25 protein-coding genes, 1 other RNA gene and 1 pseudogene are annotated in these 26,024 nt (G+C 72.8%); 8 read left to right on the forward strand and 19 right to left on the reverse strand.

The genetic code is table 11. The annotated features are described in order from the left end of the window. Nucleotides 1-270, forward strand: a pseudogene (locus SM452_RS28530) (hypothetical protein); the annotation flags it as partial. A 162-nt stretch (nt 271-432) separates the two neighbouring features. Here SM452_RS28530 and SM452_RS28535 read toward each other — a convergent pair. Continuing rightward, a complete protein-coding gene (locus tag SM452_RS28535) occupies nt 433-828 on the reverse strand; it encodes a VOC family protein (protein ID WP_135241412.1) in 396 nt (131 codons plus the stop codon). Nucleotides 829-892: 64 nt separating this feature from the next. On the opposite strand from SM452_RS28535, the gene SM452_RS28540 reads away from it, so the two are divergent. Further along, nucleotides 893-1,225, forward strand: coding sequence for a zinc finger domain-containing protein (locus tag SM452_RS28540; protein ID WP_135241413.1), 333 nt, complete (start codon nt 893-895; stop codon nt 1,223-1,225). Nucleotides 1,226-1,296: 71 nt separating this feature from the next. Here the strand turns inward: SM452_RS28540 and SM452_RS28545 are convergent, their stop codons facing one another. Continuing rightward, nucleotides 1,297-1,623: a DUF6331 family protein gene (locus SM452_RS28545; RefSeq protein ID WP_135241414.1), complete on the reverse strand. Its 327-nt coding sequence runs from the start codon at nt 1,621-1,623 to the stop codon at nt 1,297-1,299. A gap of 176 nt (nt 1,624-1,799) precedes the next feature. On the opposite strand from SM452_RS28545, the gene SM452_RS28550 reads away from it, so the two are divergent. Beyond that, the gene (locus tag SM452_RS28550) at nt 1,800-2,144 is read left to right on the forward strand and encodes an Imm1 family immunity protein (protein WP_355508154.1); all 345 of its coding nucleotides are present in this window, start codon (nt 1,800-1,802) and stop codon (nt 2,142-2,144) included. 27 nt (nt 2,145-2,171) lie between these two features. Here SM452_RS28550 and rnpB read toward each other — a convergent pair. Further along, an RNA gene (gene rnpB / locus SM452_RS28555) (RNase P RNA component class A) lies at nt 2,172-2,580 on the reverse strand. Between the two features lie 124 nt (nt 2,581-2,704). On the opposite strand from rnpB, the gene SM452_RS28560 reads away from it, so the two are divergent. After that, on the forward strand, nt 2,705-3,466 hold the full coding sequence (locus SM452_RS28560; protein ID WP_463841071.1) for a sulfite exporter TauE/SafE family protein: 762 nt from the start codon (nt 2,705-2,707) through the stop codon (nt 3,464-3,466). A gap of 11 nt (nt 3,467-3,477) precedes the next feature. On the opposite strand, the gene SM452_RS28565 is transcribed toward SM452_RS28560, so the two are convergent. Continuing rightward, nucleotides 3,478-4,701, reverse strand: coding sequence for an MFS transporter (locus SM452_RS28565; protein ID WP_355508158.1), 1,224 nt, complete (start codon nt 4,699-4,701; stop codon nt 3,478-3,480). Between the two features lie 56 nt (nt 4,702-4,757). Here SM452_RS28565 and SM452_RS28570 point away from each other — a divergent pair, with 56 nt between their 5' ends. Next, nucleotides 4,758-5,225, forward strand: coding sequence for a MarR family winged helix-turn-helix transcriptional regulator (locus tag SM452_RS28570; RefSeq protein WP_355508160.1), 468 nt, complete (start codon nt 4,758-4,760; stop codon nt 5,223-5,225). A gap of 54 nt (nt 5,226-5,279) precedes the next feature. Here the strand turns inward: SM452_RS28570 and mctP are convergent, their stop codons facing one another. The 7 genes from mctP to SM452_RS28605 form a co-directional block, all read right to left on the reverse strand. Next, entirely contained in the window at nt 5,280-6,932 is a 1,653-nt protein-coding gene (gene mctP, locus SM452_RS28575) for a monocarboxylate uptake permease MctP (RefSeq protein ID WP_463841072.1), read from the reverse strand. Then, nucleotides 6,932-7,174, reverse strand: a complete 243-nt coding sequence (locus tag SM452_RS28580) for a DUF3311 domain-containing protein (protein ID WP_013475661.1) — start codon at nt 7,172-7,174, stop codon at nt 6,932-6,934. Before SM452_RS28580 ends, mctP begins: the two co-directional genes overlap by 1 nt. A 127-nt stretch (nt 7,175-7,301) precedes the next feature. Then, a complete protein-coding gene (locus tag SM452_RS28585; protein WP_463841073.1) occupies nt 7,302-8,456 on the reverse strand; it encodes a bifunctional RNase H/acid phosphatase in 1,155 nt (384 codons plus the stop codon). A gap of 5 nt (nt 8,457-8,461) precedes the next feature. Next, nucleotides 8,462-9,199, reverse strand: coding sequence for a zinc ribbon domain-containing protein (locus SM452_RS28590; RefSeq protein WP_114921079.1), 738 nt, complete (start codon nt 9,197-9,199; stop codon nt 8,462-8,464). Continuing rightward, nucleotides 9,189-10,046 (reverse strand): Nif3-like dinuclear metal center hexameric protein, encoded by an 858-nt coding sequence (locus tag SM452_RS28595; protein ID WP_120568674.1) that lies wholly within the window; start codon nt 10,044-10,046, stop codon nt 9,189-9,191. The genes SM452_RS28590 and SM452_RS28595 overlap by 11 nt, the downstream gene beginning before the upstream one ends. 95 nt (nt 10,047-10,141) lie before the next feature. Next, nucleotides 10,142-10,723, reverse strand: coding sequence for a flavoprotein (locus SM452_RS28600; RefSeq protein WP_355508166.1), 582 nt, complete (start codon nt 10,721-10,723; stop codon nt 10,142-10,144). Then, nucleotides 10,720-11,949 (reverse strand): helix-turn-helix domain-containing protein, encoded by a 1,230-nt coding sequence (locus SM452_RS28605; protein ID WP_355508168.1) that lies wholly within the window; start codon nt 11,947-11,949, stop codon nt 10,720-10,722. Before SM452_RS28605 ends, SM452_RS28600 begins: the two co-directional genes overlap by 4 nt. 249 nt (nt 11,950-12,198) lie before the next feature. Between SM452_RS28605 and SM452_RS28610 the strand changes: the two genes are divergently transcribed. Next, the gene (locus SM452_RS28610) at nt 12,199-12,870 is read left to right on the forward strand and encodes a bifunctional DNA primase/polymerase (protein WP_135241424.1); all 672 of its coding nucleotides are present in this window, start codon (nt 12,199-12,201) and stop codon (nt 12,868-12,870) included. A 429-nt stretch (nt 12,871-13,299) separates the two neighbouring features. On the opposite strand, the gene SM452_RS28615 is transcribed toward SM452_RS28610, so the two are convergent. From SM452_RS28615 to SM452_RS28635, 5 genes are all read right to left on the reverse strand, one after another. Then, nucleotides 13,300-14,031 (reverse strand): FAD:protein FMN transferase, encoded by a 732-nt coding sequence (locus SM452_RS28615; protein ID WP_463841082.1) that lies wholly within the window; start codon nt 14,029-14,031, stop codon nt 13,300-13,302. Between the two features lie 77 nt (nt 14,032-14,108). Beyond that, on the reverse strand, nt 14,109-14,705 hold the full coding sequence (locus SM452_RS28620; RefSeq protein ID WP_357210383.1) for an FMN-binding protein: 597 nt from the start codon (nt 14,703-14,705) through the stop codon (nt 14,109-14,111). Nucleotides 14,706-14,718: 13 nt separating this feature from the next. Continuing rightward, nucleotides 14,719-16,134 (reverse strand): ferredoxin reductase family protein, encoded by a 1,416-nt coding sequence (locus SM452_RS28625; RefSeq protein ID WP_366621221.1) that lies wholly within the window; start codon nt 16,132-16,134, stop codon nt 14,719-14,721. Beyond that, nucleotides 16,131-17,504 carry a DUF1501 domain-containing protein gene (locus SM452_RS28630; protein ID WP_355508451.1) on the reverse strand — a complete coding sequence of 458 codons (1,374 nt, stop codon included), beginning with the start codon at nt 17,502-17,504 and terminating at the stop codon, nt 16,131-16,133. Before SM452_RS28630 ends, SM452_RS28625 begins: the two co-directional genes overlap by 4 nt. A 14-nt stretch (nt 17,505-17,518) precedes the next feature. Next, nucleotides 17,519-19,567, reverse strand: coding sequence for a DUF1800 domain-containing protein (locus SM452_RS28635; protein WP_355508174.1), 2,049 nt, complete (start codon nt 19,565-19,567; stop codon nt 17,519-17,521). A gap of 446 nt (nt 19,568-20,013) precedes the next feature. Between SM452_RS28635 and SM452_RS28640 the strand changes: the two genes are divergently transcribed. After that, nucleotides 20,014-20,271, forward strand: a complete 258-nt coding sequence (locus tag SM452_RS28640; RefSeq protein ID WP_018787065.1) for a DUF3040 domain-containing protein — start codon at nt 20,014-20,016, stop codon at nt 20,269-20,271. A 20-nt stretch (nt 20,272-20,291) separates the two neighbouring features. Here the strand turns inward: SM452_RS28640 and SM452_RS28645 are convergent, their stop codons facing one another. After that, a complete protein-coding gene (locus tag SM452_RS28645; RefSeq protein WP_463841074.1) occupies nt 20,292-21,263 on the reverse strand; it encodes an SWIM zinc finger family protein in 972 nt (323 codons plus the stop codon). Continuing rightward, nucleotides 21,260-24,526, reverse strand: coding sequence for an SNF2-related protein (locus tag SM452_RS28650; protein WP_463841075.1), 3,267 nt, complete (start codon nt 24,524-24,526; stop codon nt 21,260-21,262). The genes SM452_RS28645 and SM452_RS28650 overlap by 4 nt, the downstream gene beginning before the upstream one ends. 86 nt (nt 24,527-24,612) lie before the next feature. Here SM452_RS28650 and SM452_RS28655 point away from each other — a divergent pair, with 86 nt between their 5' ends. Next, nucleotides 24,613-25,473 (forward strand): carbohydrate kinase family protein, encoded by an 861-nt coding sequence (locus SM452_RS28655; protein ID WP_357209482.1) that lies wholly within the window; start codon nt 24,613-24,615, stop codon nt 25,471-25,473. 4 nt (nt 25,474-25,477) lie between these two features. Here SM452_RS28655 and SM452_RS28660 read toward each other — a convergent pair whose 3' ends face one another. Then, complete coding sequence (locus SM452_RS28660) at nt 25,478-25,999, reverse strand: DinB family protein (RefSeq protein WP_355508182.1); 522 nt, start codon at nt 25,997-25,999, stop codon at nt 25,478-25,480. Nucleotides 26,000-26,024 lie beyond the last annotated feature (25 nt).

A 26,024-nucleotide genomic window follows, 5' to 3' on the forward strand; every position in this document is an offset into this window, starting at 1 on the left:
AAGCCCGACGGCACCCTCTGGCTCTTCTCCAACAACATCGGACGCGACGGCGTGCCGTACAGCGACAACCGGCAGATCGGCACCAACTGGAGTGGCTTCGACACCCTTGTCGGCGCGGACGTGACCGGCGACGGCTTCACCGACCTCGTGGCGCGCAAGCCCGACGGCACCCTCTGGCTCTTCTCCAACAACATCGGACGCGACGGCGTGCCGTACAGCGACAACCGGCAGATCGGCACCAACTGGAGTGGCTTCAGCCCCATCATCTGACAGCACGATCCGACACCGCGCCCGGCTCCAGCCGGGCGCGGTGTCCGTCTGTCTGCGCTGTACGTGCCAGAGGCTTGCGTCGTTGTCACCACCCCACCACGGGACGACCGCGTCCCTACGAGCCGGACAGCCTGCCGCTGCACCGAGGCATTCTTGGCGCTGTCACGGTTGCGTGGCGGCCACCTCGGCGTCGCTGCGGAGGATGCAGAACTCGTTGCCCTCTGGGTCGGCGAGCACCACCCAGCCGGTGCCGTCGGGCTCACGCCGGTCGGCCACCACTGCCGCGCCCAGCCTGGTCAGCCGTGCCAGTTCCTCGTCGCGCGTCCCCTCGGCCGGGCGCAGGTCGAGGTGGATGCGGTTCTTGACCTGCTTCGCGTCCGGTACCTCGATGAAGAGCAGGCGGTGCTGCCCGTCCCGCGAGTAGATCATGCACTCCTCGTGGCCCGGCTCGTTCGGGTCGTCCGGGTCCTCGCGGTAGTCGAGGACCGATGCCCACCAGCGGGACAGGGCGTAGGCGTCGGCACAGTCCACGGTGGTGTGGGACACGTAGGAGGTCATCACCGGATCATCGCAAGGTCCGGCCGGAGATGTTCCACCGCGCCGAGGGCGGGTACTCCCGATCATGCGTATCGACATCGACGAGCCGCGGGCCGCAGAACTGTTCTGGGAGGGCATGCGGGAGGTGGCAGCCGGCGCCGCCCGGCATCAGGACGAAGACCTGTACCGGGCGATCGTCAAGATCGGCCGGGGTGCGCTCGCCCAGGGCGGCGAGCTTGTGCCGCAATGCGGCCTGTTCCTCCAGTGCCCGGTCTGTGAAGCGGTGGCGGGTCAACGGTGCATCAACGTACCGAGCCACCCGCTCCGCGACGACCTCCTCCATCCGGAACGTGTCGAGCTGGCCGACCTGGTACTGAGGGGTGAAGCATCGCTTCCCCCGCCGCTGCGGGACGAGTGACCTGGTTCGAGGTCGAACGTCGACGCGCTTCTCACCAGCGATCCCGAGGTCGGCTCGACAGCCTCGACCACTCAGGGCGCGTCGCCAGCCGCCAGTCCCGCGCCGAGCGCGGCCAAGAAGGCCAGCAGCTCACGCCGTGCGGCCTCGTCATGTGTGCGGTGATTCAGGAAGTCCGACGTGATGCAACGGGAGCGGTTCTCGACCACCTCGATCAGCTCGGCCAGCTGAAGCCGAGCCTCGATCACCGCGTCCTGGTCCACCTGACGGCACCAGGCCCCGATCAGGTCGGGGTCGGTGGAGACGGCATCGATCCCGCAGCACCCGAGAACGCACTCGACCTCGCAGAAGGCGATGCACTTACGCAGGGGCGACGGCACATCGACCGATACGTCCGCCATCGCCGACTCCTCCCCGAGCCGCCGCTACGGTGACGACGGGTAGCCGATGTTAGCCCCTGCGCCAGGGCGCGCTCCTCCGAATTCGGCGGCCGCCCGGAGCCATAGCCATGGTCGTCAAGGAGGCTGGGCGGGTGAACGTTTCGTGGAGTGCCACGTCTCTCACGTCAGGGAGGTTCGTGCCGACGGAGCGGTCGGACGTCGCCGGTCTGATCGAGCGGTTCGATGATCTGCGTGCCCAGGGGCGCGGCTACCTCGAAGTGCGGGGCGACGCCGCATTCCCGGTGCTGACGCTCGGGTTCGCGGGGTCCGCGGCGGTCGTCCATCTGATAACGGACGAGGACGCCGCGTCCCTGCTGGCGGCCGATGAGCCCGCGGGCACCGATGCGGAAGTGCTGGTGCTGGACGACCCGGTCGAGTTCACCGCAGACGTCGTTCTCGACCTCGAACGCGCCTGGCAGGTCCTCGAGGAGTTCGTCAGTACGGGCGATGCTCGCCGCGCAGGAGAGTGGCGCGAGTTGTAGCGCCGGTGGCTCTGAGCTGGTGGGCGACGGACGAGTCGACCTGTACGCCGGATTCTGTGCCCGGCACGCCCGTAGGCGCACCGGCGGCGGCCATCCATCTCGGCCTGCCGTTGCCGGCAGGCTCCAGCGGCCTACCCGCAGACATCGGGCGGGCAGCCCTCAAGCGTCTGCGCGGGTCGTCATCTTGCGGTGACGGCCCTTTCTTGGCCTTGCTCCGGGTGGGGTTTACCGAGCCACCCCGGTCACCCGGGGTGCTGGTGGGCTCTTACCCCACCGTTTCACCCTTACCGTCCCGTGACGGGCCGGCGGTCTGTTTTCTGTGGCACTGTCCCGCGGGTCACCCCGGGTTGCCGTTAGCAACCACCCTGCCCTGTGGAGTCCGGACGTTCCTCGGCGACGGGCCGGAGCCCGTCGACGCGACCGCCCGGTCGACTCGTCCGTCGCACCCTCATCCTAACGACGCACCCGCCGCGCCCATTTCCACCCCGGTCCGCCATGGTGCGCACGCCCGCCCGGCCACTACCCGGCCCGGGATCCGGACCGACTAGCCTCGGGGGACCATGGATCTCTCCGACGCCGCGCTCCTGCTCGCCGCCGGTCTCGCCGCAGGCACTGTCAACGCGGTAGCCGGTGGGGGCTCCCTGATCACGTTCCCGGCGATGATCGCCACCGGCCTGCCGCCGGTGGCGGCGAACGTCTCCAACTCGGTGTCGGTCTTCCCCGGGTACGTGGCGAGCGTGGCGGGCAGCCGGGTGGACCTGCCGCGCGGGCGGGAGCTGTGGTCGCTGCTGCCCACCGCGGTACTCGGCACGATCGCCGGGTGCGCGCTACTGCTGGCGACTCCGGCGCGCGCGTTCGAGCTGGTGGTGCCGTTTCTCGTGCTGGGCGCTACCGCCGTACTCGCGTTCCAAGGCCCGCTGCGCCGGTTGGTCGGCCATCCGGAACGGTTGGGCGCGCGCCGCCGTACCGTCACGGTGCAGACCATGGTCGCGCTCGGCACGGTGTACGGCGGCTACTTCGGCGCGGCCCTCGGGGTGATGCTGGTGGCAGGGTTGGCGCTGGTGCTGGACGCGACGCTGGCCCGGGTGTCGGCGGTGAAGAACCTGCTCTCCGCCGTGGTGGGGCTGACCACGCTCGTGGTGTTCGCCCTGTTCGGCCCGGTGAACTGGGCGGCCGTCGCGGTGGTCGCGCCGGCCACCCTGTTCGGCGGGTACGCGGGCGCGCGGCTGGCCCGCCGGCTCCCGCAGGTGGTGTTGAAGACGATCATCGTGGTGTTCGGCACCACCATCGGTCTCTACCTGCTGTGGCGCGCGCTGAACTGACCGACGAGCGGTCAGTACGCCTCCCCCACCGGCTCCTCCGGGGCGTGTTCGGCGCGGCGGGCGGCCCGGTTCCAGATGACCCGTTCGCCGTAGCCGGCCGCCATCAGGTGACCGAACGCGAGGTACGCGAGCACGCCGGCGGCGAGCACCCCGAAGCCGACCCAGAACGGCAGCGCCAGGCTGTGCTCGGCTAGCTTGCCGGAGATGATCGGCGCGGGCGCGGCGGCGCCCCAGCGGACCAGGTTGAACGCGCCGGTGGCGACGCGCCGGTCGGCGGAGCCGAGCCCGAGCGCCAAATCGGTCAGGTTGGCGTTGGCGAGGCCCATGAACAGGCCGGCGACGACGAGTACGACGAGCGACATGGCGGTGCCGGTGGAGGTGGCGAACAGGACCATGCAGACCAGCAGGCCGAGCAGTGCGACGCCGACGGTCTGCACCGCGCCGATGCGGTGGGCGAGCCGGTGCCCGATCAGGAGGATGCCGGCGGCGAGGCCGAGGCCCCAGCCGGTGAACGCCAGGCCCAGCGGGATGACGTCGAGGCGCAGGAACAGCGGCGTGTAGCCGAGTACGACGAAGAAGACGAAGTTGTACGCGGCGGTGACCACGCACAGCGTCACGAACGCGGGTCTGCGGTAGGTGGCGAAGATCTGGCCGACGCGTACCGGCTGTTGCTTGTGGGCGGGTTCGCGCAACTTGCGGGCGGCGACGCCGAGCGCCAGCACCATGAACACGCCGCAGACGAAGAACGGCAGCCGCCAGCTCACCTCGCCGAGCAGGCCGCCGATCAGCGGGCCGACCGCGAAGCCGAGCCCGAGGGCGGTCTCGAACAGGCCGACCACCCATTCCCTGTCGTTCGCCAGGTTGACCAGCACCACCATGGCGGTGGCGAAGAACATCGCGTTGCCGAGGCCCCAGACGCCGCGCAGCACGGAGAGCTGCACGATGTCGTTGCTGAACGAGGCGAGGATGGCGGCCAGGCCGACGACGGAGACGCCGGTGACGAGCACCGGCTTGAAACCGAACCGTCCGCTGGCGAGCGTCGCCGGGATCATGCCGACGGCCATGACCGCGATGTACGCGGTGAAGAGCATCTCGACCTGCCAGGCGGTGACGCCGATGGCCTCGCCGATTGCGGGCAGGATCGGGTCGACCACGGCGATGCCGGCGATGGCGAGGAACGCCACGAGCGTGGTGGCGTAGATGGCACTGCGGTTGGGCTCGGATCGGCGATCCACTCCGCAACCTCCCAGATAGCTGTATCGTACAGGTATTTTTCTTGTATCATACAGCTATGAGCGAGGACGTCCACGCCGCCGAGGTCACCCTCGGCCGGATCGAAACAGAGGTCGCGCTGCTGATGCGCCTGGGCGAGGCCACCCGCCGGGGCACCGGCACGATGGAGCACCGGCTGCTGGACCGCGCCGCGTACGTGATCCTGCGGCACCTGGACGCCGCCGGTCCGCAGAACGTCTCGGCGCTCGCCGCACGGCTGAGCCTGGACGGCTCCACAGTCACCCGGCAGGTCTCCGCGCTCCAGCGCGACGGCCTGATCTCGCGTACCCCTGACCCGGCCGACGGGCGCGGCACGGTGATCTCCGCGACGGCGGCCGGGCTCCAGCGGATGGCCGCCGTCCGGGCGGCCCGCACCCGGCTGTACGGCGACATCCTCGCCGCCTGGCCCGAGGCGGACCGGGAGACGCTCGCGGACATGCTGCACCGCCTCAACGAGGCGCTCGACGCGCGCAACCGCCGCCGCTGAGTGTTAGGAAGGGCCCCTTATTATGCAGATTGCGTTAATAAGGGGCCCTTCCTTTCACGCGACCGGTTCCGGCGCGGACTCGGCGCGGTCGGCGGAGGCCGTGACGCGCGGGTCGCCCTCGTCGGCGAAGTAGTCGTCCGGCGTGGTGCCGTCCGGCCCGTCGGCCACCTTCGCGGCCCGCAGCACCAGCGTGAGCAGCGCGGCCACCACCAGGTTCACCAGCACCGCCACGATGCCCACGTAGATGGTCTTCGGCGTGTCGAAGCCGAATTTCTCCAGCGGGAACGCCGATCCGGCGAAGTGCTTCTTGCCGGTCGCCGGGTTGCCGATCTGGTAGAGCATCCACATGCCCAGGCCCATGCCGGCCGCCCAGCCGGCGATCAGCGCGCCCCTGTGGAACCAGCGGGTGTAGAGGCCCAGCGCCACCGCCGGCAGCGTCTGGAGGATGATCACGCCGCCGATGAGCTGCAGGTCGATGGAGAACTGCGGGTCGAGGAAGACGATGCAGGCCACCGCGCCGACCTTCACCACCAGCGAGGTGATCTTCGAGACGTTCGCCTCCTGCGCCGGGGTGGCGTCCCGCTTCAGGTACTCCTTGTAGATGTTGCGGGTGAACAGGTTCGCCGCCGCGATCGACATGATCGCCGCGGGGACCAGGGCGCCGATGCCGATGGCGGCGTAGGCGACCCCGGCGAACCAGTCCGGGAACTGCTGGTCGAACAGCAGCGGCACCACAGTGTTGCCGTCCGTGGTGCCCTCCTTCGCGCCGGGCAGCGGCTTCACGTTGGCCGCGATGGCCATGCAGCCGAGCAGCGCGATCAACCCCAGCAGCAGGCTGTACGCGGGCAGCGCGGACATGTTCCGCTTGATCACGTCGCGGTTCCGGCTGGCCAGCACACCGGTGATGCTGTGCGGGTAGAGGAACAGCGCCAGCGCCGAACCGAACGCCAGCGTCACGTACTGGATCTGGTTGTTCTGATTCAGCAGGATGCCGTCGCCGGGCGCCGGTGACGCCTGGAACTTCGCGTCGGCGGCGTCGAAGATGGCACCCCAGCCGCCGAGCTTGTACGGCAGCCAGATCACCGCGACCAGGATCACGATGTAGATCAGCGAGTCCTTGACGAACGCGATCAGCGCCGGGGCGCGCAGCCCGGACTGGTACGTGTACGCGGCCAGGATCGCGAACGCGATGATGATCGGCAGGTGCCGGGCCAGCGCGCTGTCCCCTGTCACGCCCATGGTCTTGAGCACCGCCTCGATGCCGACCAGCTGCAGGGCGATGTACGGCATGGTGGCGACGATGCCGGTGATCGCGACCAGCAGCGCCAGGATCGGCGAGCCGAACCGGTTGCGCACGAAGTCGGCCGGGGTGACGAACCCGTGCCGGTGCGAGACCGACCAGAGCCGGCACAGCACCAGGAACACCAGCGGGTAGATGACGATCGTGTACGGCACGGCGAAGAAGCCCGCCGCACCGGCCCCGAAGATCAGCGCCGGGACCGCCACGAACGTGTACGCGGTGTAGAGGTCACCGCCGACCAGGAACCAGGTGATCCAGCCGCCGAAGCTGCGCCCGCCCAGCCCCCACTCGTCGAGGTGGGCCATGTCCGTCGGTCTGCGCCACCGGGCGGCCACGAAACCCATGGCGCTGACCAGCAGGAACAGAAGCGTGAAGACGATGATCTCGGTGAGGTGGTCCCGCCACATCAGTGGTCACCCCGCTTCTTGGTCATCTGGTAGACCAGCGTGGTGGTGCCGACGCCGAGCAGGATCCAGGCCAGTTGCAGCCAGTAGAAGCGCGGGAAGCCGAACAGCCGGGGCGAGTCGGCGTTGAACAGTGCCGGGATCAGCGGCACCACGATCGGGATGAAGAGCAACCAGTTCCAGGGACTCTTGTCCTTCGCCCTGGATCGCGCCGTGTCGAGCGCCTCCGGTTCCGGTGCGGACATGTGACACCCCTCCGGGCATTCGTAGCGGGCCATGTGACGGCCGGAGGCTACGACCCTGTGACGGGGGTCACGTCCGATCGGGTGATGTCGATGCGCCGAACGGCCGCCGGCATGCGCCGAGCGGCCGTCAGACGTCCGTGAGGTGCGAGGTGTCGTTGACCGAGCGGACCGCGACGCCGCCGTCCGGGTACAGGTCGAGCACCGAGATACCAGCCGTGTCCAGGTAGAGCCGGTGCAGGAACGCGTCGCCTGCGGCGAGCGCGTCGCGCAGCACCAGCTTGATCGGCGAGACGTGGGAGACCACCACGACCGTCTCCCCCGGGTACGCCGACCGCAGCCGGTCGACCGCCCGCCCGGTCCGCTCGGCCACTGTCACGAACGACTCGCCCTTCGGCGGCGCGACCCGGGTGGAGGCGAGCCAGGCGTCCAGTTCGGCCGCCCAGCCCTCGCGCACCTCGGCGAACGTGTGCCCCTCCCAGACGCCGAAGTCGCACTCGATCAGGTCGTCGTCGGTGCGTACCGGCGGGTTGCCGACCTGCGCGGCGACCGCCTCGGCGGTGGCCGTACACCTCGACAGCGGGGAACTGACCACCGCCGCGACGGACGGGGCCAGCGCGGCCACCCGGGCGGCGGTGGCCCGGGCCTGGGCCCGGCCGCGCTCGGTGAGCGGCACGTCGCCCCGGCCGGAGTAGCGCTTCTGCACCGTGCGTTCGGTCTCGCCGTGCCGCACCAGGATCAGCCGGGTGGCCTCCTCGGTCGGGCGCGGCTCCCAGGAGGCGGGCGTGGTGGCCGGGTCGGTGCCGGTGGCCCGTACGACAGTCGCCTCCCGCGCCGCGGCCTTCACGGGGGCGGCCGCCGGCGCGGCGCCGGACGCGGCGGCGTCCATGGCCGCGTTGGCCAGGGCGTCGGCGTGGCGGTTGCGCTCCCGCGGCACCCAGATGAACCGTACGGCGGCGAAGCGGCTGACCAGCCCGGCCGCCTGGGCGGCGAGCGGACGCAGCCCGGGGTGCTTGATCTGCCAGCGGCCGCACATCTGCTCGACCACCAGCTTGGAGTCCATCCGCGCCTCGACCTCGGCCGCGCCCAGCTCGGCGGCGGCCTCCAGCCCGGCGATCAGGCCCCGGTACTCGGCCACGTTGTTCGTCGCCGTACCGATCGACTCGGACCGCTCGGCCAGCACCTCGCCGGTCTCCGGATCCCGGACCACAGCGCCGTAGCCGGCCGGGCCGGGGTTGCCCCGGGAGCCGCCGTCGGCCTCGATCACTACCGCGCGCACCGCCACGGCGGTTACAGCCCCGACTCGTTGGTCCGGACCATGATCCGCCGGCACTCCTCGCAGCGGACCACGTCGTCCGGGTCGGCCTTGCGGATGCGGGCCAGGTCGGCGCCGGACATCTCCAGCCGGCAACCGCCGCAGCGGCCACCGGTGAGCAGCGCCGCGCCCATGCCGGTGTCCTCGCGGATCCTGTCGTAGAGGCCGATCAGGTCCGCCGGGAGGTCACCGGCGAGCGGCTGGCGGGCGGTGCGCTTGAACTCCTCCTCCTTGGCGATCTCCGCCAGGGTGTCGTCGCGGCGCTGCTCGGTCGCGGCGCGGCGCTCGCGGGCCTCGGCGAGCCGGCTCTCGATGCCGTCGAGCACGCCCTGCGCGGTCTCCCGCTGCTCCATCAGCTCCAGCTCGGCGTCCTCCAGGTCGCTCTGCCGGCGGTTCAGCGAGACCAGCTCGTGCTGGATCGCCTCCAGCTCGCGGGCCGGGCCGCTGCCCGAGGCCAGCCGGGCCTCGTCCTTGCTCTTGCGCGCCCGTACCTGGTCGACGTCCTTCTCGATCCGGGCGATGTCCCGATCCAGGTCGTCGACTGCCACCTGGGCGCGGACCCGCTCGTCCTCCAGCGCGGACAGCTCACGCGCCAGGGCCTCCAGCTCGGCACGCTCCGGCAGGGTGCGGCGGCGGTGCGCGAGCTGGGCCAGCGCGGTGTCGATCGCCTGGAGGTCGAGCAGGCGGCGCTGCACCTTCGGGTCAGCCTTCACGTCGGGGCTCCTTGTCGTCCGGCCGGGGCGCGGCGGCGTGCACGGTCCACGGGTCGGTGTCCAGGTCGGACACCACGGTCTCGACGTCCAGCTCGGCGGCCAGGTAGGCGGCCAGGTCGTCCAGCCAGGGTCGCTCCGTCGCCCAGTGGGCGGCGTCCAGCAGCGCCGGGCCACCGGCGGCGAGGTGTTCCCCGGCCGGGTGGTGGCGCAGGTCCGCGGTGAGGAACGCGTCCACCCCGGCCGCGGTCGCCTCGGCGAGGAAGCCGTCCCCCGAGCCGCCGCTGACGGCGAGGGTACGAACCATACGCCCGGGATCCCCGGCGGCGCGAACTCCCCAGGCGGTGACCGGGAGCACGGCGGCGGCCAGCCGGGTCAGCTCGGCGAGCGTCATCGGGGTGGGCAGCTCACCGATTCGGCCGATGCCCCGGCCGGGCCCGGCGGCGGGCGAGCCGGGGCGGGGCGGATGCAGCGGGCGCAGCCCGGTCAGCCCGAACCGGGCGGCGAGCGCGTCGGACACCCCCGGGTCGGCCACGTCGGCGTTGGTGTGCGCCACGTGCAGGGCGACGTCCGCCTTGATCAGCCGGTGCACGATCCGGCCCTTGTACGTGGTGGCGGCCACCGAGGAGACGCCGCGCAGCAGCAGCGGGTGGTGCGCGACGATCATGTCCGCGCCGGCGTCGAGCGCCTCGTCCACGGTCTCCGGGACCACGTCGACCACACAGGCGACCCGGCGTACCGGGTGGTCGGGCTCGCCCAGCACCAGGCCGACCCGGTCCCACTCCTCGGCCCAGGCGGGCGGATAACGGCGGTCCAGCGCGGCCACCACGTCGGCGACGGTTGTACTCACGGGCGGCCAGCTTACCGGCGTCCGTGCCGATACGGGCCGAGCGCCGCCGGGTCCGGCCCCCGGCAGATGCCGAGGACCGTTTCCCGTCGCGCCTCTCAGCCGACCGGGGCGACCGGCCGGTCCGCGCCGCGCAGGGCGGCCAGGCCGGCGTCCCAGGGGAAGGCGTCCGCGCGCCGCTCCCCCGTGCCGGGCGGGTGCAGGCGTACGACGTGGTCACCGAACACCACCCGGACGCCCCACTGCACCAGTAGGTCGAGGCTGGCCCGGAACGCCGGGTGCCCGGCCATCGCCTCGTTCGTGTACGGCACGGCAGCGATCGGCACTCCCATCCCCTGCGCCTCGACCAGCAGGCCCAGCGCCAGGGTGTCGGTGATGCCGACCGCCCACTTGTTGATCGTGTTGACGGTGGCCGGGCACACCAGCATGGCGTCGGCCGGGGGCAGCACGTCCGGGTCACCCGGGTTCTTGTAGTGCGTTCGCACCGGGTGGCCGGTCTGCCGGGCCAGGGCCGCCCGGTCGACGAACTTCGCGCCGTCCGGCGTGGTGACCACGCAGACCGTCCAGTCCTCCCGCTGGGCGAGGTCGACCAGCCGGCCGACGTGACGGGCCAGCGGCGAACCGCAGGCGATGACGTAGAGCACTCGCCGGTGCCCGTTTGCGGTCTCCGGACCGCTCATACTCCGACTCCCATGTGCTCAGCCAACTCCGCGATCGGCGGAGGCGGCGCACCACGTGTGCGACGGAGAATCTCGGACATCAATTCGTGCGCTATCGGCCGGCACCGGATCTCTGAGGGCGCGAGCCGGTCACCGCGCAGCAGCATGTCCCCGGCGTTGGCGACGTCACCGATCTGGGAGTAGCCCCGGGCCAGGTCGAGCAGGTGGTGCGCGCGCCGTTCCGGCAGCAGCGCGTTGAACGCGGGCTCGGCCAGCCGCATGTGGGTCTCCACCGCCCGGCCGCCGTCGCCCAGCTCGACCGCCGCCGCCGCGCGGTGCAGCTCCAGGTTGGTCGGGCCGAAGGAGGTCCAGTAGTGGTTGTGGTCGCCGCCGAGCAACTTGGCCGCCTCGTCGGCGCCGGCGAGCAGGTCGTCCACCGTCGCCGAGTCGCCGATCCGAGCGGCCGCCATGGCGCCCTGGAGCAGCAGCATCCCGTACACCGAGAGCCGTTCCGGGCGGACGTCGTTGTCGCCGCCGGGCGCGAGCCGGCCCGCGATGCGGACGTTGAGCTCCAGCGCCGGGCGGGGGCGGCCCATCGCGACGAGCGCGTTGCAGACGCGCGTGGTGGCGATGCCGGCCAGCAGCGGGTCGTCGGCGCGCTGGGCCACCGCCATCGACCGGTCGGCGGCGAGCCAGGCGAGGTCGCACTCGCCGAGCTTGCGCAGCACCGAGGAGGCGATCTGGTAGACCTGCCCGAGCAGGTGGGCCGCCTCGCGTACCTGGTCGCCGGCGGCGTAGCCGGCGTCCGCCGCCTGGGCGTCGCGCAGCAGCTTCGGCAGCGCGCGGGTGAGCATGCCGTAACGGCCGTACTGATAGGTGAGCCAGGCGTGGTTCACGGCCTTGCGCATGTCGGCCAGCGGCGGGGGGTAGGGCGCCGCGTCGAAGTAGGCGCTCATCGAGTCGTACCGCTCCAGGGCGGTGCGGATCTCCTCCACCTCGACCTGGTCGATGCAGTTGAGCGCGTCGGTACGCCGTTCCGGGTCCTTGCCGTGCAGCAACTGCACGTCGATCTGGAGGATGTCGGCGATCTCGTAGAGCACGGAGAACTTGTCCAGCCGGCGGACGCCGCGCTCCACCTTGTCCACCCAGCTCTTGGACTTGCCGAGCCGGTCGGCGAAGACCTGCTGGGACATCTTGCGGCGACTCCGCCAGTACGCCACCCGCCGGCCTATGGGCAGTTCGTCCATTCCCGCTCCCTCCCCCTCGCGGCGCCGGCCGGTCCCCCCACGTCCCCAGGCTCGCGCCGATCGCACAGGTTGTGCGTCCACCGTCCAGCCAGTTCTCGTAGTTTTCGTGCAAGTTGCACCGACCGTTAGTCACCTCAACGAGCGTGGGTTACGGCAGTGACGGCTTTCAACGTGTGGCTTGTGGACGGTTCGGCTTGTGAGCGGTTCGAGCTTGTGGACGGTTCGGCGGGACCAGAGGGGACGACAGACATGTGGAGGAACGTCCGACCGCGCGTCGCTCACCTCTCGCCGCTGGAACGGGTCCGGCTGCGGCGCGTCGCGGTGCGGTACGCGCTGCACGGCTGGCCGGTCACCCCCGGCGCCTGCCTGGCGAACAGCCGGTTCGTGTGCGGCCGGGCCGGCTGTCCCACTGTGGGCTGCCACCCGGCGCTGGAGGACTGGGAACACGCCGCCAGCGCCGACCCGGCCCGGGTAGCCACCTGGTGGCGCAGCCGCCCGCACGGCATCCTGCTGCCCACCGGCCACGCCTTCGACGTCCTGGAGGTCGCCGCCCACCTGGGCCGGCAGGTCCTGGACGCGGTCGCCACCCATCCGGCCGGGTTCGGCGTACGCGGGCCCGCGCTGGTCACCCCGACCGGCCGCTGGATGTTCCTGGTACGCCCCGGCGACCCGCTGCGGCCCGAGCTGGAGCACTGCTTCCACGTGGTACGCCACGGACCCGGCTCGTGGGTCCCGGCGCCGCCGACCCGGCTGCCCGAGGGGACGGTGCGCTGGGTGGTCGCGCCCGAGCAGGCCCGGTGGCAGCTACCCGACTCGTACCTGGTGCAGAACGCGCTGATCGCCGCGTTACGCGCGGCAGGCGTCACGTTCGGCGCGGAACTGCTGCCCGGCCATCTCCCGCTGCCCCGCCGCGGCCGCTGACGTCATCTCCTGATCATGGTCGGTCCGGTGACCCGGACGGGTGGCCGACAGCGACCTCACCGGCACCGGACTCGTTGAACCTGGCGAGGGCGCGTCTGCGCCAGAGCGGGGGTTTGACCATGTCCAGGGACGACGCTGCCCGCCACACCGGCGGTACCGAGCCGGCGCGGCCCCGCCGCCGCGTGCACCCGTGGGCCTTCACGCGCCCCTTGGGCGTCCGCCCCGGCCGTCCTCGCCCGACGGGCTCCCGCCCCGCCATCCTCCACCGCCCCCTCCGCTGACCCCGCCTCTCCTCTCCCTCCCAGCCCGCGCCTCGCCCGACGCCCCGTTGATCATGAAGTTGGCGGTGCGACACGCCCGGGCGGCGGTGCCGCTAACTTCATGATCGACGGGGCAAGGGGCGGGCGGAGGGCGAGCTGGCAGGACGGGTCAGGAGGGCTGCAGGGTGGGGAGGGTGCGGGAGTGGTGTTGGTGAGCATCGTCCGTTACCACGGCGTGCTGCCAGGGGGACGGTAGGCGGTCCAGCCAGGCCAGACCCGGTTCGCCCATCGCCACCGCCGCTGTCGCGTACGCGTCGGCCACGCCCAGGTCCGGGCCCACCACAGTCACCGAGCGCAAGCCCGTCGCCGGTACGCCCCGGCGCGGGTCGACGACGTGGTGGCCGCGTTCGTACACGCCCGAGGTGGCGACCGCCAGGTCTGTGCCGGTCAGCACCAGACAGATCGCCGCCGCGTCCCAGGGATGCCGCACCCCGATCCGCCACGGCTCGCCGGCCGCGTCGTGGCCGCGTACCCGCACGTCGCCGCCCGCGTTCACACAGTGGTTCGGCGCGCCCGCGGCGACCAGCCGGTCCGAGGCGACCTGCGCCGCCCAGCCCTTCACGTAACCGGACGGATCGAGGCGCCCGGTCGCGTACGCGTCGAAGAACCCGTCGGTGGCGGTCCACAGGTCGGCGCAGGCGGCCAGCACGGCCCGCAGGTCGGCGGAGGCGTCCGCGGCCCGCAGTTCGCCCCGGTCCAGCCGGCACACCTCACTGTCGTCGCGGTACGTGCTGAACCGCGCGTCCACCTCGCGCAGCCAGCCGAACGTGTCCTCGGCCAGCTCGTGCAGGGTCGCCGAGGGCAGGTCGTCGGCCAGGTCGAGGCTGATCGCCGTACCCATGACGTGTTCGACCCGGCGCAGGCCGCGCCGGGCGGACGGACCGGGACCGACGGCGGCACCGGCACGAGCCGGCACGGTCACGCCTTGTCCAGCGCGGCCTGCAACGACTGCTTGTACGCGGTGCTGGTGTAGGTGGCCCCGGACACGGTGCTCAGGTTGGCGCTCTGCCGGGCCACCACCTCGCCGGAGGTGCCGCTGTAGCGGGCCTGCACGTCGTCGCTGCGCTGCCCGGACTGCCCGCCGAGCGGCAGTCCGATCGCGGTGGCGTCGACGACGCGGCTGCCGCTGAGCGTGATCCGGACCTGGAGCGAGCCGTACTCGTAGGTGACCGACGGCCCGGTCACCGTGCGGGTGGTGACCTTCGGCGCGCTGGTGGTGGTCCGCGGCGCGGCGGGTGCGGTGGTGGTACGGGTGCCGCCCCGGCTGGCCGCGCTGCGGTCGGCGGACGGCTTCGGGGTGGGCTTCGACGAGGCGCGCGGTGACGGGGTGACGTCGCCGGGCGCGGAGCCGGTGGGCGACGGCGGTTCGGGCGCGGCCGAGCCGCCGGGGGCGACCGGGGCCAACGCGACCGGTACGTCCGCTCCGGCCTGCCCGGCGCCCGGCGCGCCCTTGAGCACCACCAGTGCGGTGGTGCCGGCGGCCAGTCCGGTGATCGCGAGCAGCGCGCGACGCATGGGTAGTGCCTCTCTACAGCTCGAACGCGGTCAGGTGGATCTGGCGGCGGGGCACGCCCGCCGCCCGCAGCGCGGCGACCGCCTCGTCGACCAGGCCGCCGGGGCCGCACAGGTAGACGTCGCGGCGGGTCAGGTCGGGCACGAGCCGGCGCAGGCCCTCGGGGTTCATCACCTGGCGGGGGCCGGGGTCGTCGCGGCGGCCGACGACGTACCAGACGGAGGTGTGCCGGGCCTGCGCGAGCCAGTCCAGCTCCTGGTGCAGCAGCACGTCGGCCGGGGTACGCGCCCGGTAGATCAGCGCCGCGCCGGGCGGCAGTTCCTCCAGCATCGCCCGCAGCGGCGCGATGCCGCTGCCCCCGGCGATGAGCAGCGCCCGTTCCCGGGTGCGGTGCGCGGCGGTGAACGTGCCGGAGGGGCCCTGCGCCCAGACCCGGGTGCCGGGCGTGAGATCCCGCAGCTCGGCGGTGTACCCGCCGACGACCTTGACGGTGATCCGCAGCCAGCGGTCGTTGGCGGCGGCGGAGACGGAGAACGGGTGCGACTGCCACCAGCAGCCGGGGTTCAGGAAACGCCAGCGGAAGAACTGCCCGCCGAGCAGGTCGATCTGGTTGAGCCGCTGCCCGGTCAGGTAGACCGAGACGGTGTCCGGGCTCTCCGCCACCACGTCGGCGACGCGCAGCCGGTGCCGCAGGTTGAACGCCAGCGGCGCGAGCATCCGGCCCCACACCAGCGCGGCCACGACCAGCAGGTACGCGGCGATCCAGCCGGTACGCACCGGCCCGGGCTCGTAGAGCTGTGCGCCGTTGCTGAACTGGTGCGCGTACCCGAGCAGCAGCGTGAGGTAGCTGGCGGCGTGCAGCAGGTGCCACAGCTCGTACGGCAGGCGGCGCCGCACGGCGCGTACCGCGGTGAACGCGACAGTGACCAGGATGCCCGCGGCGAGGAACGCGGTGACCATGTCCTCGTAGTCGGTCAGCAGCGCGCCGACCTCGCCGAGCACCGTCTTGCGTTCCTGGCGGGCGTAGCCGACCACCAGCAGCGACATGTGCGCGAGCACCGCCACCAGCAGCGTCGCGCCGAGGTCCCGGTGCACCCGGGAGATCCGCTCGCCGCCGAGCGCACGTTCCAGCACGCCGAGCCGGCTCATCATCAGCACCTGGACCAGCAGCAGGTAGCCGGCGATCAGCCCGGTGATCCGGCCGCCCGCGGTGAGCAGGTCGGCGGTGTCGGCGAGCGATCCGGCCGGGGTGTCCAGCCACCACGGTCCGACCGCGGCGACCAGGCCCAGCCAGAAGAGCGCGGCGAGCGCACGCCGGCCGCCGGGTCCGCGACGCGGACGACCCGGGGGTACGGGGGCAGCCGGACGGCCGCCGTACGGGGCGGGATGCCCGGTACGGCGGCCGGCGGCGCGGGTGTCCTGGTACGTCACGCGTAGATCTTGACCGGGGTGAACTTCTGCCGGGGGAAGACCTTGTCCACCTGGGCGGTGGTCAGGCCGAAGCGGCCCTGCGCGACGGATCCGTAGACGTTGAACATGTTGTTGTATTCCGGCACGTCGCCGCTGTCCAGCTTGTCCAGCCCGTTCCAGGTGCCGAGCAGCGAGTTCGCGAGCTTGCGGCCGGACAGCACGGTGACCACGCCGCCGTGCCCGTGGTCGGTGCCGCCGCCGTTCGAGCCGACGCGGCGGCCGAACTCGCTGGACACCATGATGGTCACGTCCGCCGACCGGTCGCCCAGGTCGGTGAAGAACGCGGCCATCGCCTTGGCGAGTTCGTTGAGCCGCCGCCAGAGCTGACCACCCTCGCGGGTGCCCTGGTTCTCGTGGGTGTCGTAGCCGCCCATGCCGACGGTCGCCACCCGCACGTTCGCGCCGCCCTTGATGAGCTGGGCGAGCTGCTTGAACGCGTTCCCGACGCCCTGGTACTCGACGCCCTCGGCGGCGGCGTACGGCTTGGCGGCGAGCTTCTGGGCGGTGGCGAGCGCGCCCATGCCCTCGATGACCGCCTCCTCGACCGGGTGGTTGATGCCGGTGAACAGGCCGCGGATCGCCTTCTCGGTGGCCGCCCGGAACTTGTCGTCGCCGTTGAGCCGCAGGTCGCCGACGCTGTTGAGGGAGATCGCGCCGTTCACGCCGACGAGCGAGCGGGGCAGCGTGCTGCCGATGCCGACGCTGCGGAACGCGGTGCCCTTGCCGAGCGAGTCGACCAGGCTGTCCAGCCAGCCCCGGCCGCCGGTCTCGCCGGGCAGGCCGCCCAGGTTGCAGGCATCGGCGGCCTGGAAGTGGCTGCGGGACAGCCGCGGGTCGGACACGGCCGGCACGAAGCCGAGCTGACCGGCCTTGAGCCACTTCTCCAGCGGCGCGAACGCACTGGTCAGCTTGAAGCCGCGGGCCAGCGCCAGCGAGTCCTCACCGAGCAGCAGGTCGGGGCGGGCCTTGGCGAGCACCGGGTCGTTCGCCGGTGCGACAAGGCTCAACCCGTCCAGCCCGCCGTAGAGGAAGACGTGGATCAGCGTGCCGGTCTTGGTCGCGGCGAACGACGCCGAGGTGGTGACGAACTGCGCGGTCGCGAGCGCGGTCGCGGTCGCGGCGGCGCCGGCGACGAAGGTACGCCGGGTGACGCCCCGGCCGTCCTGCTGCGCCTCCTCGATCTCCTCCAGCCGGCGGTACCTGTCGGTCTCGGCCGCGTTCTCGGCCGCGACGATGTCCGCCTCCGCGCGCAGCAGCGCCTCGGCCGGGTTGTCGGCCAGCCGCCGCAGGTCGGGGCATTCGGGGTGCAGGGGGTACGGGTTCACGGTCATCTCCATCGAATGCCTCACCGGAGGTGGTGCTGGGGGGACGCGAGGATCGTCCGCGCGACAGCGGCGATGGCCCCGTTGAAGGTGGCGTCGACCTTGGCGCTCTCGGCCACACCGGCGACGGCGAGCACGAGCTTCTTCTCCTTGGCGCTCAGCTTCTGGTGCACCAGCCGCTGGGCGAGCGCGTCCACGTACGCCCCGGCGGTGGCCGGCGGCTTCGCCACCAGCTTCTCCGGCTTGACGAAGGTGAACTGCTTGCGGTAGCCGGCGATCAGGTCACCGGCCTCGTTCCAGCCGTCGATCATCGTGCCGGCGGAGGTCCAGGCCAGGTAGACGTCGGCGTAGCCGTCCGGGGTGGGCTTGCCCATCGGGTACTGGCCGAGTTCGCGCATCTTGTCCTGGATCTGCCGCAGGCCCTGCGCGAACGGGGTGCGCCGGTTGTCACCGGAGTAGTCGGGGGCCGCGTCCGGCGAGACGCCGAGCGCCCGGTAGGTGGCGACCAGGTACTCCATCGGGCGGCGTACCTTCTGGCCGACCGAGGCCCAGAACTCCGAGGAGCTGAACAGCGTCGCCAGCACCGGCCGGATCTGCCCCTTGTTCGTGGTGTACGCCTTCGCGAGCCGGTCCACCACGGACTTCGGCGGGGTGTCGGAGACGAACCGGGTGGCGAGGTTCTGTGCCACGTACCGCGCGGTCGACGGGTGCATCGCGATGTAGCGGATGTACGAGTCGATGACCTTGTCGGCGGCCACCGGGTCGTCGGAGTTGTTGGCGTGGCTGAAGCCGAGGATCTTCACCTTGCCGAGGTAGTGCCGCTCGGCGAAGAACTTGTACTTGCCGTCGGCGACACCGCGTCCGGTCTGGAGCAGTGCGGCCTGGCGGACGTCCTTCTCGGTGTAGCCGCCGTCGACGCCGACCGAGTACAGCTCCAGGTTCTCCCGGGCCAGGTTCTCGTTGACGGCGTCCTTGCGCGAGTCGACCTGGTTCAGGTAGAGCAGCAGCGCCGGGTGCTTGTTCGCGGCGACGAGCATTTCCGGGTAGCTGCCCAGCGCGTGCTTGCGGATGACGTCCCGGTCGAACGCGTTGCGGTAGTTCTCCCCGCCGTCGAAGTCGGCGGCGACGTGCAGGAAGTCGTTCCAGAAGTCGACCATCACCTCGAACAGCTGGCGGTCGGACCAGATCTGCCGGGCGATGGTGGCGTCCACCGTCTCCCGGGCCGGGTCGACGCCCTTCTCGTTGAGCTGCTCGCGCTGGTCGCGCAGCTGTGTCGGGCTCAGCTTGAGCGACTGCAGCTCGGCCAGCTTCAGCTCGGCCTTCGTCGGGGCCTGCTTCTCCGGCTGGAGCTGCCCACGCAGCCAGTCGTCGATGCCGACCCGCTTGACCTCGGCCATCATCTTCTGCGTCGGACCGAAGGTGGTCCGGCTCAACAGGTGCCGGATCGGGTCCTTGGCGAGGACCGTCTTCACAGTCACCTTGGTCGCCGCGGCGGCTTCGGCCGGGCTGCCGTAGAGCCGTCCGCCGGACGGCGCGTTGCGCTTGAGCGCCTCGCCGGCCCGGGAGCCCATGTAGCTCTCGTTCTGCTCGGTGTAGGTCCGCACCGTGCTGGGCTGCTGGCCACTGGGCCGGGCGGCGTTGCCGTCGGTGGTCACCGTGCCGGTGGCGTCGCCGGCCGGCGCGTCACTGAACAGACCGCGCACCTGCGGGGACATGGCCAGGGCGGCGCCACCGGCGACCACCACGGCACCGCCGAGGGTGGCGAGCGCCCGGCGGCGGCCCCGCTTCGGGGCCTCGTCACCGTCGTCGTCCAGGTCGGGCAGTCCACCGCCGGGCGGCGGGCCGTACCCACCGGCGGGCTGGGCGTAGCCGCCGGACTGGGGGTAGCCGGCGGGGGCCGGCGCGGCCGGGGCGAAGCCGTTCGGCCCCACCCACTGCGGGCCCGCGGCCGGGTGAGCGCCGGCGTGCGGCGCGGCGTGCGGGTCGCGGTACCCGTCCGGATGGGGGTGCTGGTATCCGTCCCAGCCGCGGTCGTCCCGGGGGCGACGCGGTGGCACGTTCAGGTCGGCCATGTACCTATCCCGTTTTCTTCGAGCGCCGGCACGCCTGCCACCCGGGGGGTCGGGTGGCGCAGGGGCGGCGACGGTTGCCGGAGAAGTTGCCTACGGGAAAGTAGCCATGCCGTCCCGAGCGCTCAAGGCGCGCCGAACGCGCTCGTGAGCGCACTTAAGACGGTGCTCAGGCCCGCCGCGAAGCAGCCGGCGGGGCGGCGGGGACGCGGCGACCTCCGGAGCAGGGCCGACCCGGGCGCGCACCGACCGGATGCGAGGTTTCGCACCCCGGCGACGCCGCCGGGAGCGTTCATCGCCTCACCGAAACTTAAGGTACGGATAAGCCTGCGCTGAGAACCTCGTTCCGCCTGTCCGGTCCGGCGAAACAGCAGCAGCGGCGGCGCGTGACCCGCCTCCGATCCGGGTATGCCGCCGAACCGCTGAAGCCGTGAGGGGAAGGCACCGCCATGCTCAGCCAAGAGGATCAGCGCAGGTTCGAACAGATCACCCGCCATCTACGAGAGAGTGATCCACGATTCTTCGCCCGGTTGGACAGCCGGATCAAGGGCCGCCGGGGCCGGTACATGATGCTGTTGACGATCGTGCTGTGGGCGTCGCTGCCGGCGATGACAGTGCTCGTCGGACGGCTCGCCGGGGCGATCTGCGCGGTGGTGCTCGTCGCCAACGCCGCAGTGATGTGGCGCTTCCGCCGCCGCCTCCTTTAGGTGCAAGGAAGGGCCCCTTGTTAACGCTCGCCTGCGGCTTCGCCGCGACCGAACTCCCGGGGGGACGCGGCTTCGCCGCGGCCGAACTCCCGGTACGCCCGGCGCAGCCGCTCGGCCAGGCCCGGCCCGCCGATCGCGGCACCGGGTGAACCGAGCTGACGCAGCAGCAGCTCCGGGCCGGTGGCGAGCGTGGGCGGACGGTCCGGCAGCGCCACCGGCGACAGCCAGAACCGGTCCGGTTCGGCGTCCGCCTCGACCGGCGGCAACCCGGCCAGGGCCCGCGCCGCGCCGACCACCGGCATACCGGTCGGCTCCGGCTCGGCACCCGGCACCGCCTCCGCACCCGCGCCACCGACTCCGCCCGGACCGCCGGCTCCGCCCAAGCTGCCGGTATCGGCGGCGCGCAGCGTACGCAGACGGTCCAGCAGCTCGGTGCGGGATCGGCCGCGCCAGTGCAGCAGGTGGAACGGGTCCGCGTCGAACGCCTCGGCGAGCAGGTAGAACGTGGCCGCCAGGTGTTTGCACGGCACCGCGAAGTCGGGGCAGCCGCAGCGCTGGTCCAGCTCGCCGATCTCGGCCGGGAACAGCGGCGCGCCCGCCTCGGCGAACAGCTCCTCCAGTTCGGCCGGCAGGTCACCGGCGAGCAGCCGGGCGCTGAAGAACGCCTGCCCGGCCAGCTCGGCCTCGATCCGCCGCCACACCTTCTCCGGGTACGCGGCCAGCCCGATCCGCACCGGGTACGGCCGTGGCCGGGAGCCCTGCACCTCGGCGGTGACCTCGCCCGGCGACACGTCCAGCCGGAGCACCTGGCCCCGGCGCGCGTACGCTCGGCCGCGGGTGAGCCGGGAGCCGAGCGCGAACGACTCCAGCACCTCCACGAAGCGCCGGGACCACCAGGACTGACCGATCGCGCCCCTGGTGCTGCGCGCCCGCAAGCCGCCCTCGACGCGTACCGGCGGCCCGTAGTCCTCGAACCGGTTGAACGGGCTCACTCGACCACCGCCCCGGACTCCAGCCGGAACAGGTCGCGCAGCGTGTCGGTGGACAGCTCGGTGACCCACTGCTCGCCGCTGCCCACCACCGACCGGGCCAGGCTGCGCTTGTCGGCGATCATCGCGGCCACCTTCTCCTCGACGGTGCCGGCGCAGACGAACTTGCGTACCTGGACGCGGCGGCGCTGTCCGATGCGGAACGCCCGGTCGGTGGCCTGGTCCTCGACGGCGGGGTTCCACCACCGGTCCACGTGCACCACGTGGTTGGCGGCGGTCAGGGTGAGCCCGGTGCCGCCGGCCTTGAGTGACAGGACGAACAGCGGCGGACCCTGCGGCGTCTGGAACCGGGTCACCATCGCGTCCCGTTCGGCCTTCCCGACGCCGCCGTGCAGCAGCAGCACCTCCCGGCCGGTACGCGCCGACAGGTGACCGCGCAGCATGCCGCCGAACTCGGCGTACTGGGTGAACAGCAGCGCCTTCTCCTCCGCCGCGAGCACCTCGTCGACGATCTCGTCGAGGCGTTCCAGCTTGCCGGACCGGCCGTCGAGCGCGGATCCGTCGTGCAGCAGCTGGGCGGGATGGTTGCAGACCTGCTTGAGCCGGGTCATGGTGGCCAGCACCAGTCCGCGCCGCTCGATGCCGTCGCTGGACTCGATCTTCGCCATCATGTCGTCGACCACGGCCTGGTAGAGGGCGGCCTGTTCGGCGGTGAGGTTGCAGACCACCTCCATCTCCAGCTTCTCCGGCAGGTCGGTGATGATCGTCGGGTCGGTCTTGAGGCGGCGCAGTACGAACGGGCCGGTGATCCGGCGCAGCCGCTCGGCGACCTCGGCGTCGCCGTGCCGCTCGATCGGTTCGGCGAAGCGCTTGCGGAACGTCGCGGCCGGGCCGAGCAGCCCCGGATTCGCGAACTGCATGATCGACCAGAGGTCGGCGAGCCGGTTCTCCACCGGCGTACCGGTGACCGCGACCCGGTGCCGCGCGGGCAGCGACCGGACCGCCTCGGCCTGGCGGGTGGCGGCGTTCTTGATCGCCTGCGCCTCGTCCACCACCACCCGGTGCCAGTCGACGCCGGCCAGCTCGAACGCGTCCCGGGCGGCCACCGAGTACGTGGTGAGCACCAGGTCCGCCTCGCCCACTGCGGTCGCGAAGCTCTCGCCCCGGGCGCGCTCGGCGCCGTGGTGCACGTGGACGCGCAGCCCGGGCGCGAACTTCGCCGCCTCGCGCTGCCAGTTGCCGACGAGCGACATCGGGCAGACCAGCAGCGTGGGCCCGGCTTCCGGCGGGTCCCCGGCGAGCAGCGCGAGCAGCTGCACGGTCTTGCCGAGGCCCATGTCGTCGGCGAGGATGCCGCCGAGCCCGAGCGACTGGAGGAACGCCAGCCAGGCCAGCCCGCGCCGCTGGTACGGCCGCAGCGTCCCGGTGAACCCCGGCGGCGGGTCGGCCGGGGTGAGCCGCCGTTCCGCCTCACCGGCGAGCAGTTCGCCGAGCGCGCCGTCGGCGACCACGTCCAGCACCGGCAGCTCACCGGCACTGTCGTCACCGGACAGTCCCATCCGGAGCAGGTCGGCCACCGTCAGCTCGCCGGAGGACCGCAGCAGCTTCAGCCCGGCCTCCAGCCGCTGTGGGTCCAGCTCGACCCACCGGCCGCGCAGCCGGACCAACGGCGACTTCAGGTCGGCCAGCGACGCCAGTTCCTCGGCGGTCAGCGGCTCGTCGCCGAGCGCCAACTCCCAGCGGTAGTCGACGAGCGCGTCCAGCCCCAGCTTCCCGGCGGTGGTGGCGACAGCACCCGGCGCGGTACGGCTGCGCGCCCGCAACCGCGCCCCCAGCCGCGACGAGGAACGCCGCCACCACGACGGCAGCAGCACCCCGAACCCGGCCGCGTGCAGCACCGGCGCGCCCTCGCGCAGGAACCGGTGTGCGCCCTCGGCGTCCAGTTCCATGCCCTCGGGCGCGGCGGTACGCAGCGCGGCGTCCACCTCGGGCCACAGCCGGCTGGCCCGGCCCAGCTCGGCGAGAAGCGTCTCCTGCGGCTCCACGCCCCGGGCGGCGAGCGCCGGTGCGGGCCGCTGCCAGATGTGCGCGGCGTCGACCACGAGTCCCGGCTCGTCGGCCGGGTGCAGGCCGAACTCGACCCGCCAGACGGCGTCCTCGACCAGTTCGGCGACCGGATCGACGGCCGGCTCGACGAGTCGGAACGTGGCCCGTACCGCGCCGCCCGCGGCGTCGCGCTGCCAGGCGTCCAGTTCGTCGCGCAGCGTCGCCAGCGCCTCCGGCTCGGCCGGGAAGGCGCGTTCCGGGCCGGTGAGCGCGGCCAGCCAGCGCGGCACCGCGCCGACCGGGCGCATCCCCCGGTGCAGCCGGGTGTCGGTCAAGGCCACCCGGGCGGCGGCGTCGACGAGCGCGTCCAGCGCCTCCGCGACCAGCTCACCGGCCCCGATGTCGTCGACCCGCCCGCTCCACGCGCCGCCCGTCGGACCGCCCGCACCGCCCGCCGGACCGCCCGCACCGGCCGACGCCGCCGCCGCGGCCGCCGGCGCGCCCCAGGGCTCGGGCCGCCACTCCCGGGCGGCGCGGGCCGCCGGTGGCGACGCCGTCGCCAGGTCGCGCGCCCAGCCCGCATCGGTGCCGGTGAGCAGCGGCCGCCAGAGCGCCCACCCGGTCGCCACGTCGTCCACCCCAACGGCCCGCAGCCGCCGCCCGGCCCCCGCGACACCCGCGCCCGAGGCCGCCGATGACCGCCGCGCCGAGGTCCGCCGGCCGGTCGCGGCCGACCCGCCGTCGGATCCACCACCACCGGGGTACGCCTCGAGCACGACCGGCAGCAGCCGGCCGCGTACGACCAGGTCGGCGGCGAAGTCGGCCAGCTCGCACAGGTGACGCAGGCTCGCCCCGACCGGGCCCGGCATCGGGGCTCGCAGCAGCGCGTACGCGTCGTCCGGGGCGTACCCCAGGGCGGGTGCCCGCCATCCGGCGCGGGTGACCGGGCCGCGAACCGGTTCCTCGACGGTGGCCCGGACCAGTTCCGGCGAGTCCAGCGGCGAGCCGGCCCGGGTCGGCAGGTCCAGCCGGACGGAGATCGGCTCGCCGGGCACGCCGTCGAGGGCGGCGGCGAGCGTGGCGTGGTCGGCGGCGAACGGGTGCGGGCGTTCGCGCGGGACGCGGCCGGGACGGCGGGGCGCGCGGGCCGGGAGCGTGCTGTCCTCGGCCCACAGGGCGAGCCCGGCGCCGGGCAGCCACAACCCGTGGATGACCAGCACTGCTCCCCCTCGACGGCGCCCCCGGGGCCGGAAGACGGCGCCCGGGGAGTCAGGATAGGCCGCCGGGCGCCGCTATCGTCGGCGACATGGTCGACCTTCTCGTGATCGGCGGGCTGGGCGTGGACGTCCGGGTCCAGGTGCCCGCGCTGCCGCCGCCCGTCGCCGACTCGCTGCTGGTGCCGCCGATCGACCTGCGGATCGGCAACACCGGCTCCGGGGTGGCGCTGGCCGCGCACGCGCTCGGCCTGCGGGTGGCGCTCGTCGACGTGCTGGGCGCCGACGCGGCCGGGGACGTGGTGCGGGCGGCGCTGGCGCGTACCTCGATCCGGACCACGCTCGCCGGCGCGCCGGCCGGTACCCGCCGCTCGGTGAACCTGGTCGATCCGGCCGGGCGGCGGATGTCGCTGCACGATCCGCGTCCGTGGTCGGGGCCGGTGCCCTTCGGCGAGGCGGAGCTGGCCGCTCTCGTCGCCGAGGCGACCCACGTCCACTTGTCGATCATGGACTGGGCCCGGGACTCGCTGGGGGTGCTGCGCGCCGCCACGTCGGTCTCCACCGACCTGCACGACTGGGACGGCGAGAACGACTACCACCGTCCGTTCGCCCGGATCGCCGACCTGGTCTTCGTGAGCGACACGCGGCTCGGCGAGCGGGCCGCGCAGGAGGCCGCCGAGCTGGCGCCGCGCACGGTGCTGGTCACCGGCGGGGCGGCGGGCGCGACGCTGCACACGCCCGGCGTGCCGCCGACGCACGTGCCCGCCGCCACCCCGCCGGGGCCGGTGGTGGACACCAACGGCGCCGGGGACGCGTTCGCGGCCGGGGTGATCGCCGCCCGGCTGCGCGGCGCGGGCGTCCTCGACGCGGCCCGGTACGCCGCCCGGGTGGCGGCCGCCGCCTGCACCCACGACGGGATGGAGTATCCGGACGGGCTGCTGCCCCGCGAGTGACCGGTCAGATCGCGCCGGTCTCGCCGTCGGTCAGCTCGCGCAGGATGTCGGCGTGCCCGGCGTGCCGGGCGGTCTCCTCGATCAGGTGCACCAGCACCCAGCGCAGCGACACCTCGCCGAGCTGCGGGTGCGGCACCACGTGGTCGAGGTCGAACCGGGCGGCGACCCGGCGGGATTCGTCGCAGGCCGCCTCGTACGCGGCGACGAGCGACTCGACGGTGTCGCCGGCGCCCAGCGCGAAGCTGGCGTCGGCGTCGTCCTGTGAGGTGACGTAGACGTCGCCCGGCTCGGGGGCGAACAGGCAGCGGAACCAGTTCCCCTCGACCAGCGTCAGGTGCTTGAGCAGTCCGGCCAGGGTGGTCAGCGAGGGCACCAGGCGCCGGGTGGCGTCGGCGTCGGTCAGGCCGCGCGTCTTTCGCAGCACTGTGGCCCGGTGGAAGTCGAGGAACGCGTCGAGGATCGCCCGTTCGCCGCCCGTGCGGGCGAGGACCGGACCGAGTGTCGGATCGATCGTCGGGTGCGCCATCCCCGGACCCTAGTACGCGGTGTGC

This window comes from Micromonospora sp. SYSU B005, assembly GCF_055362685.1.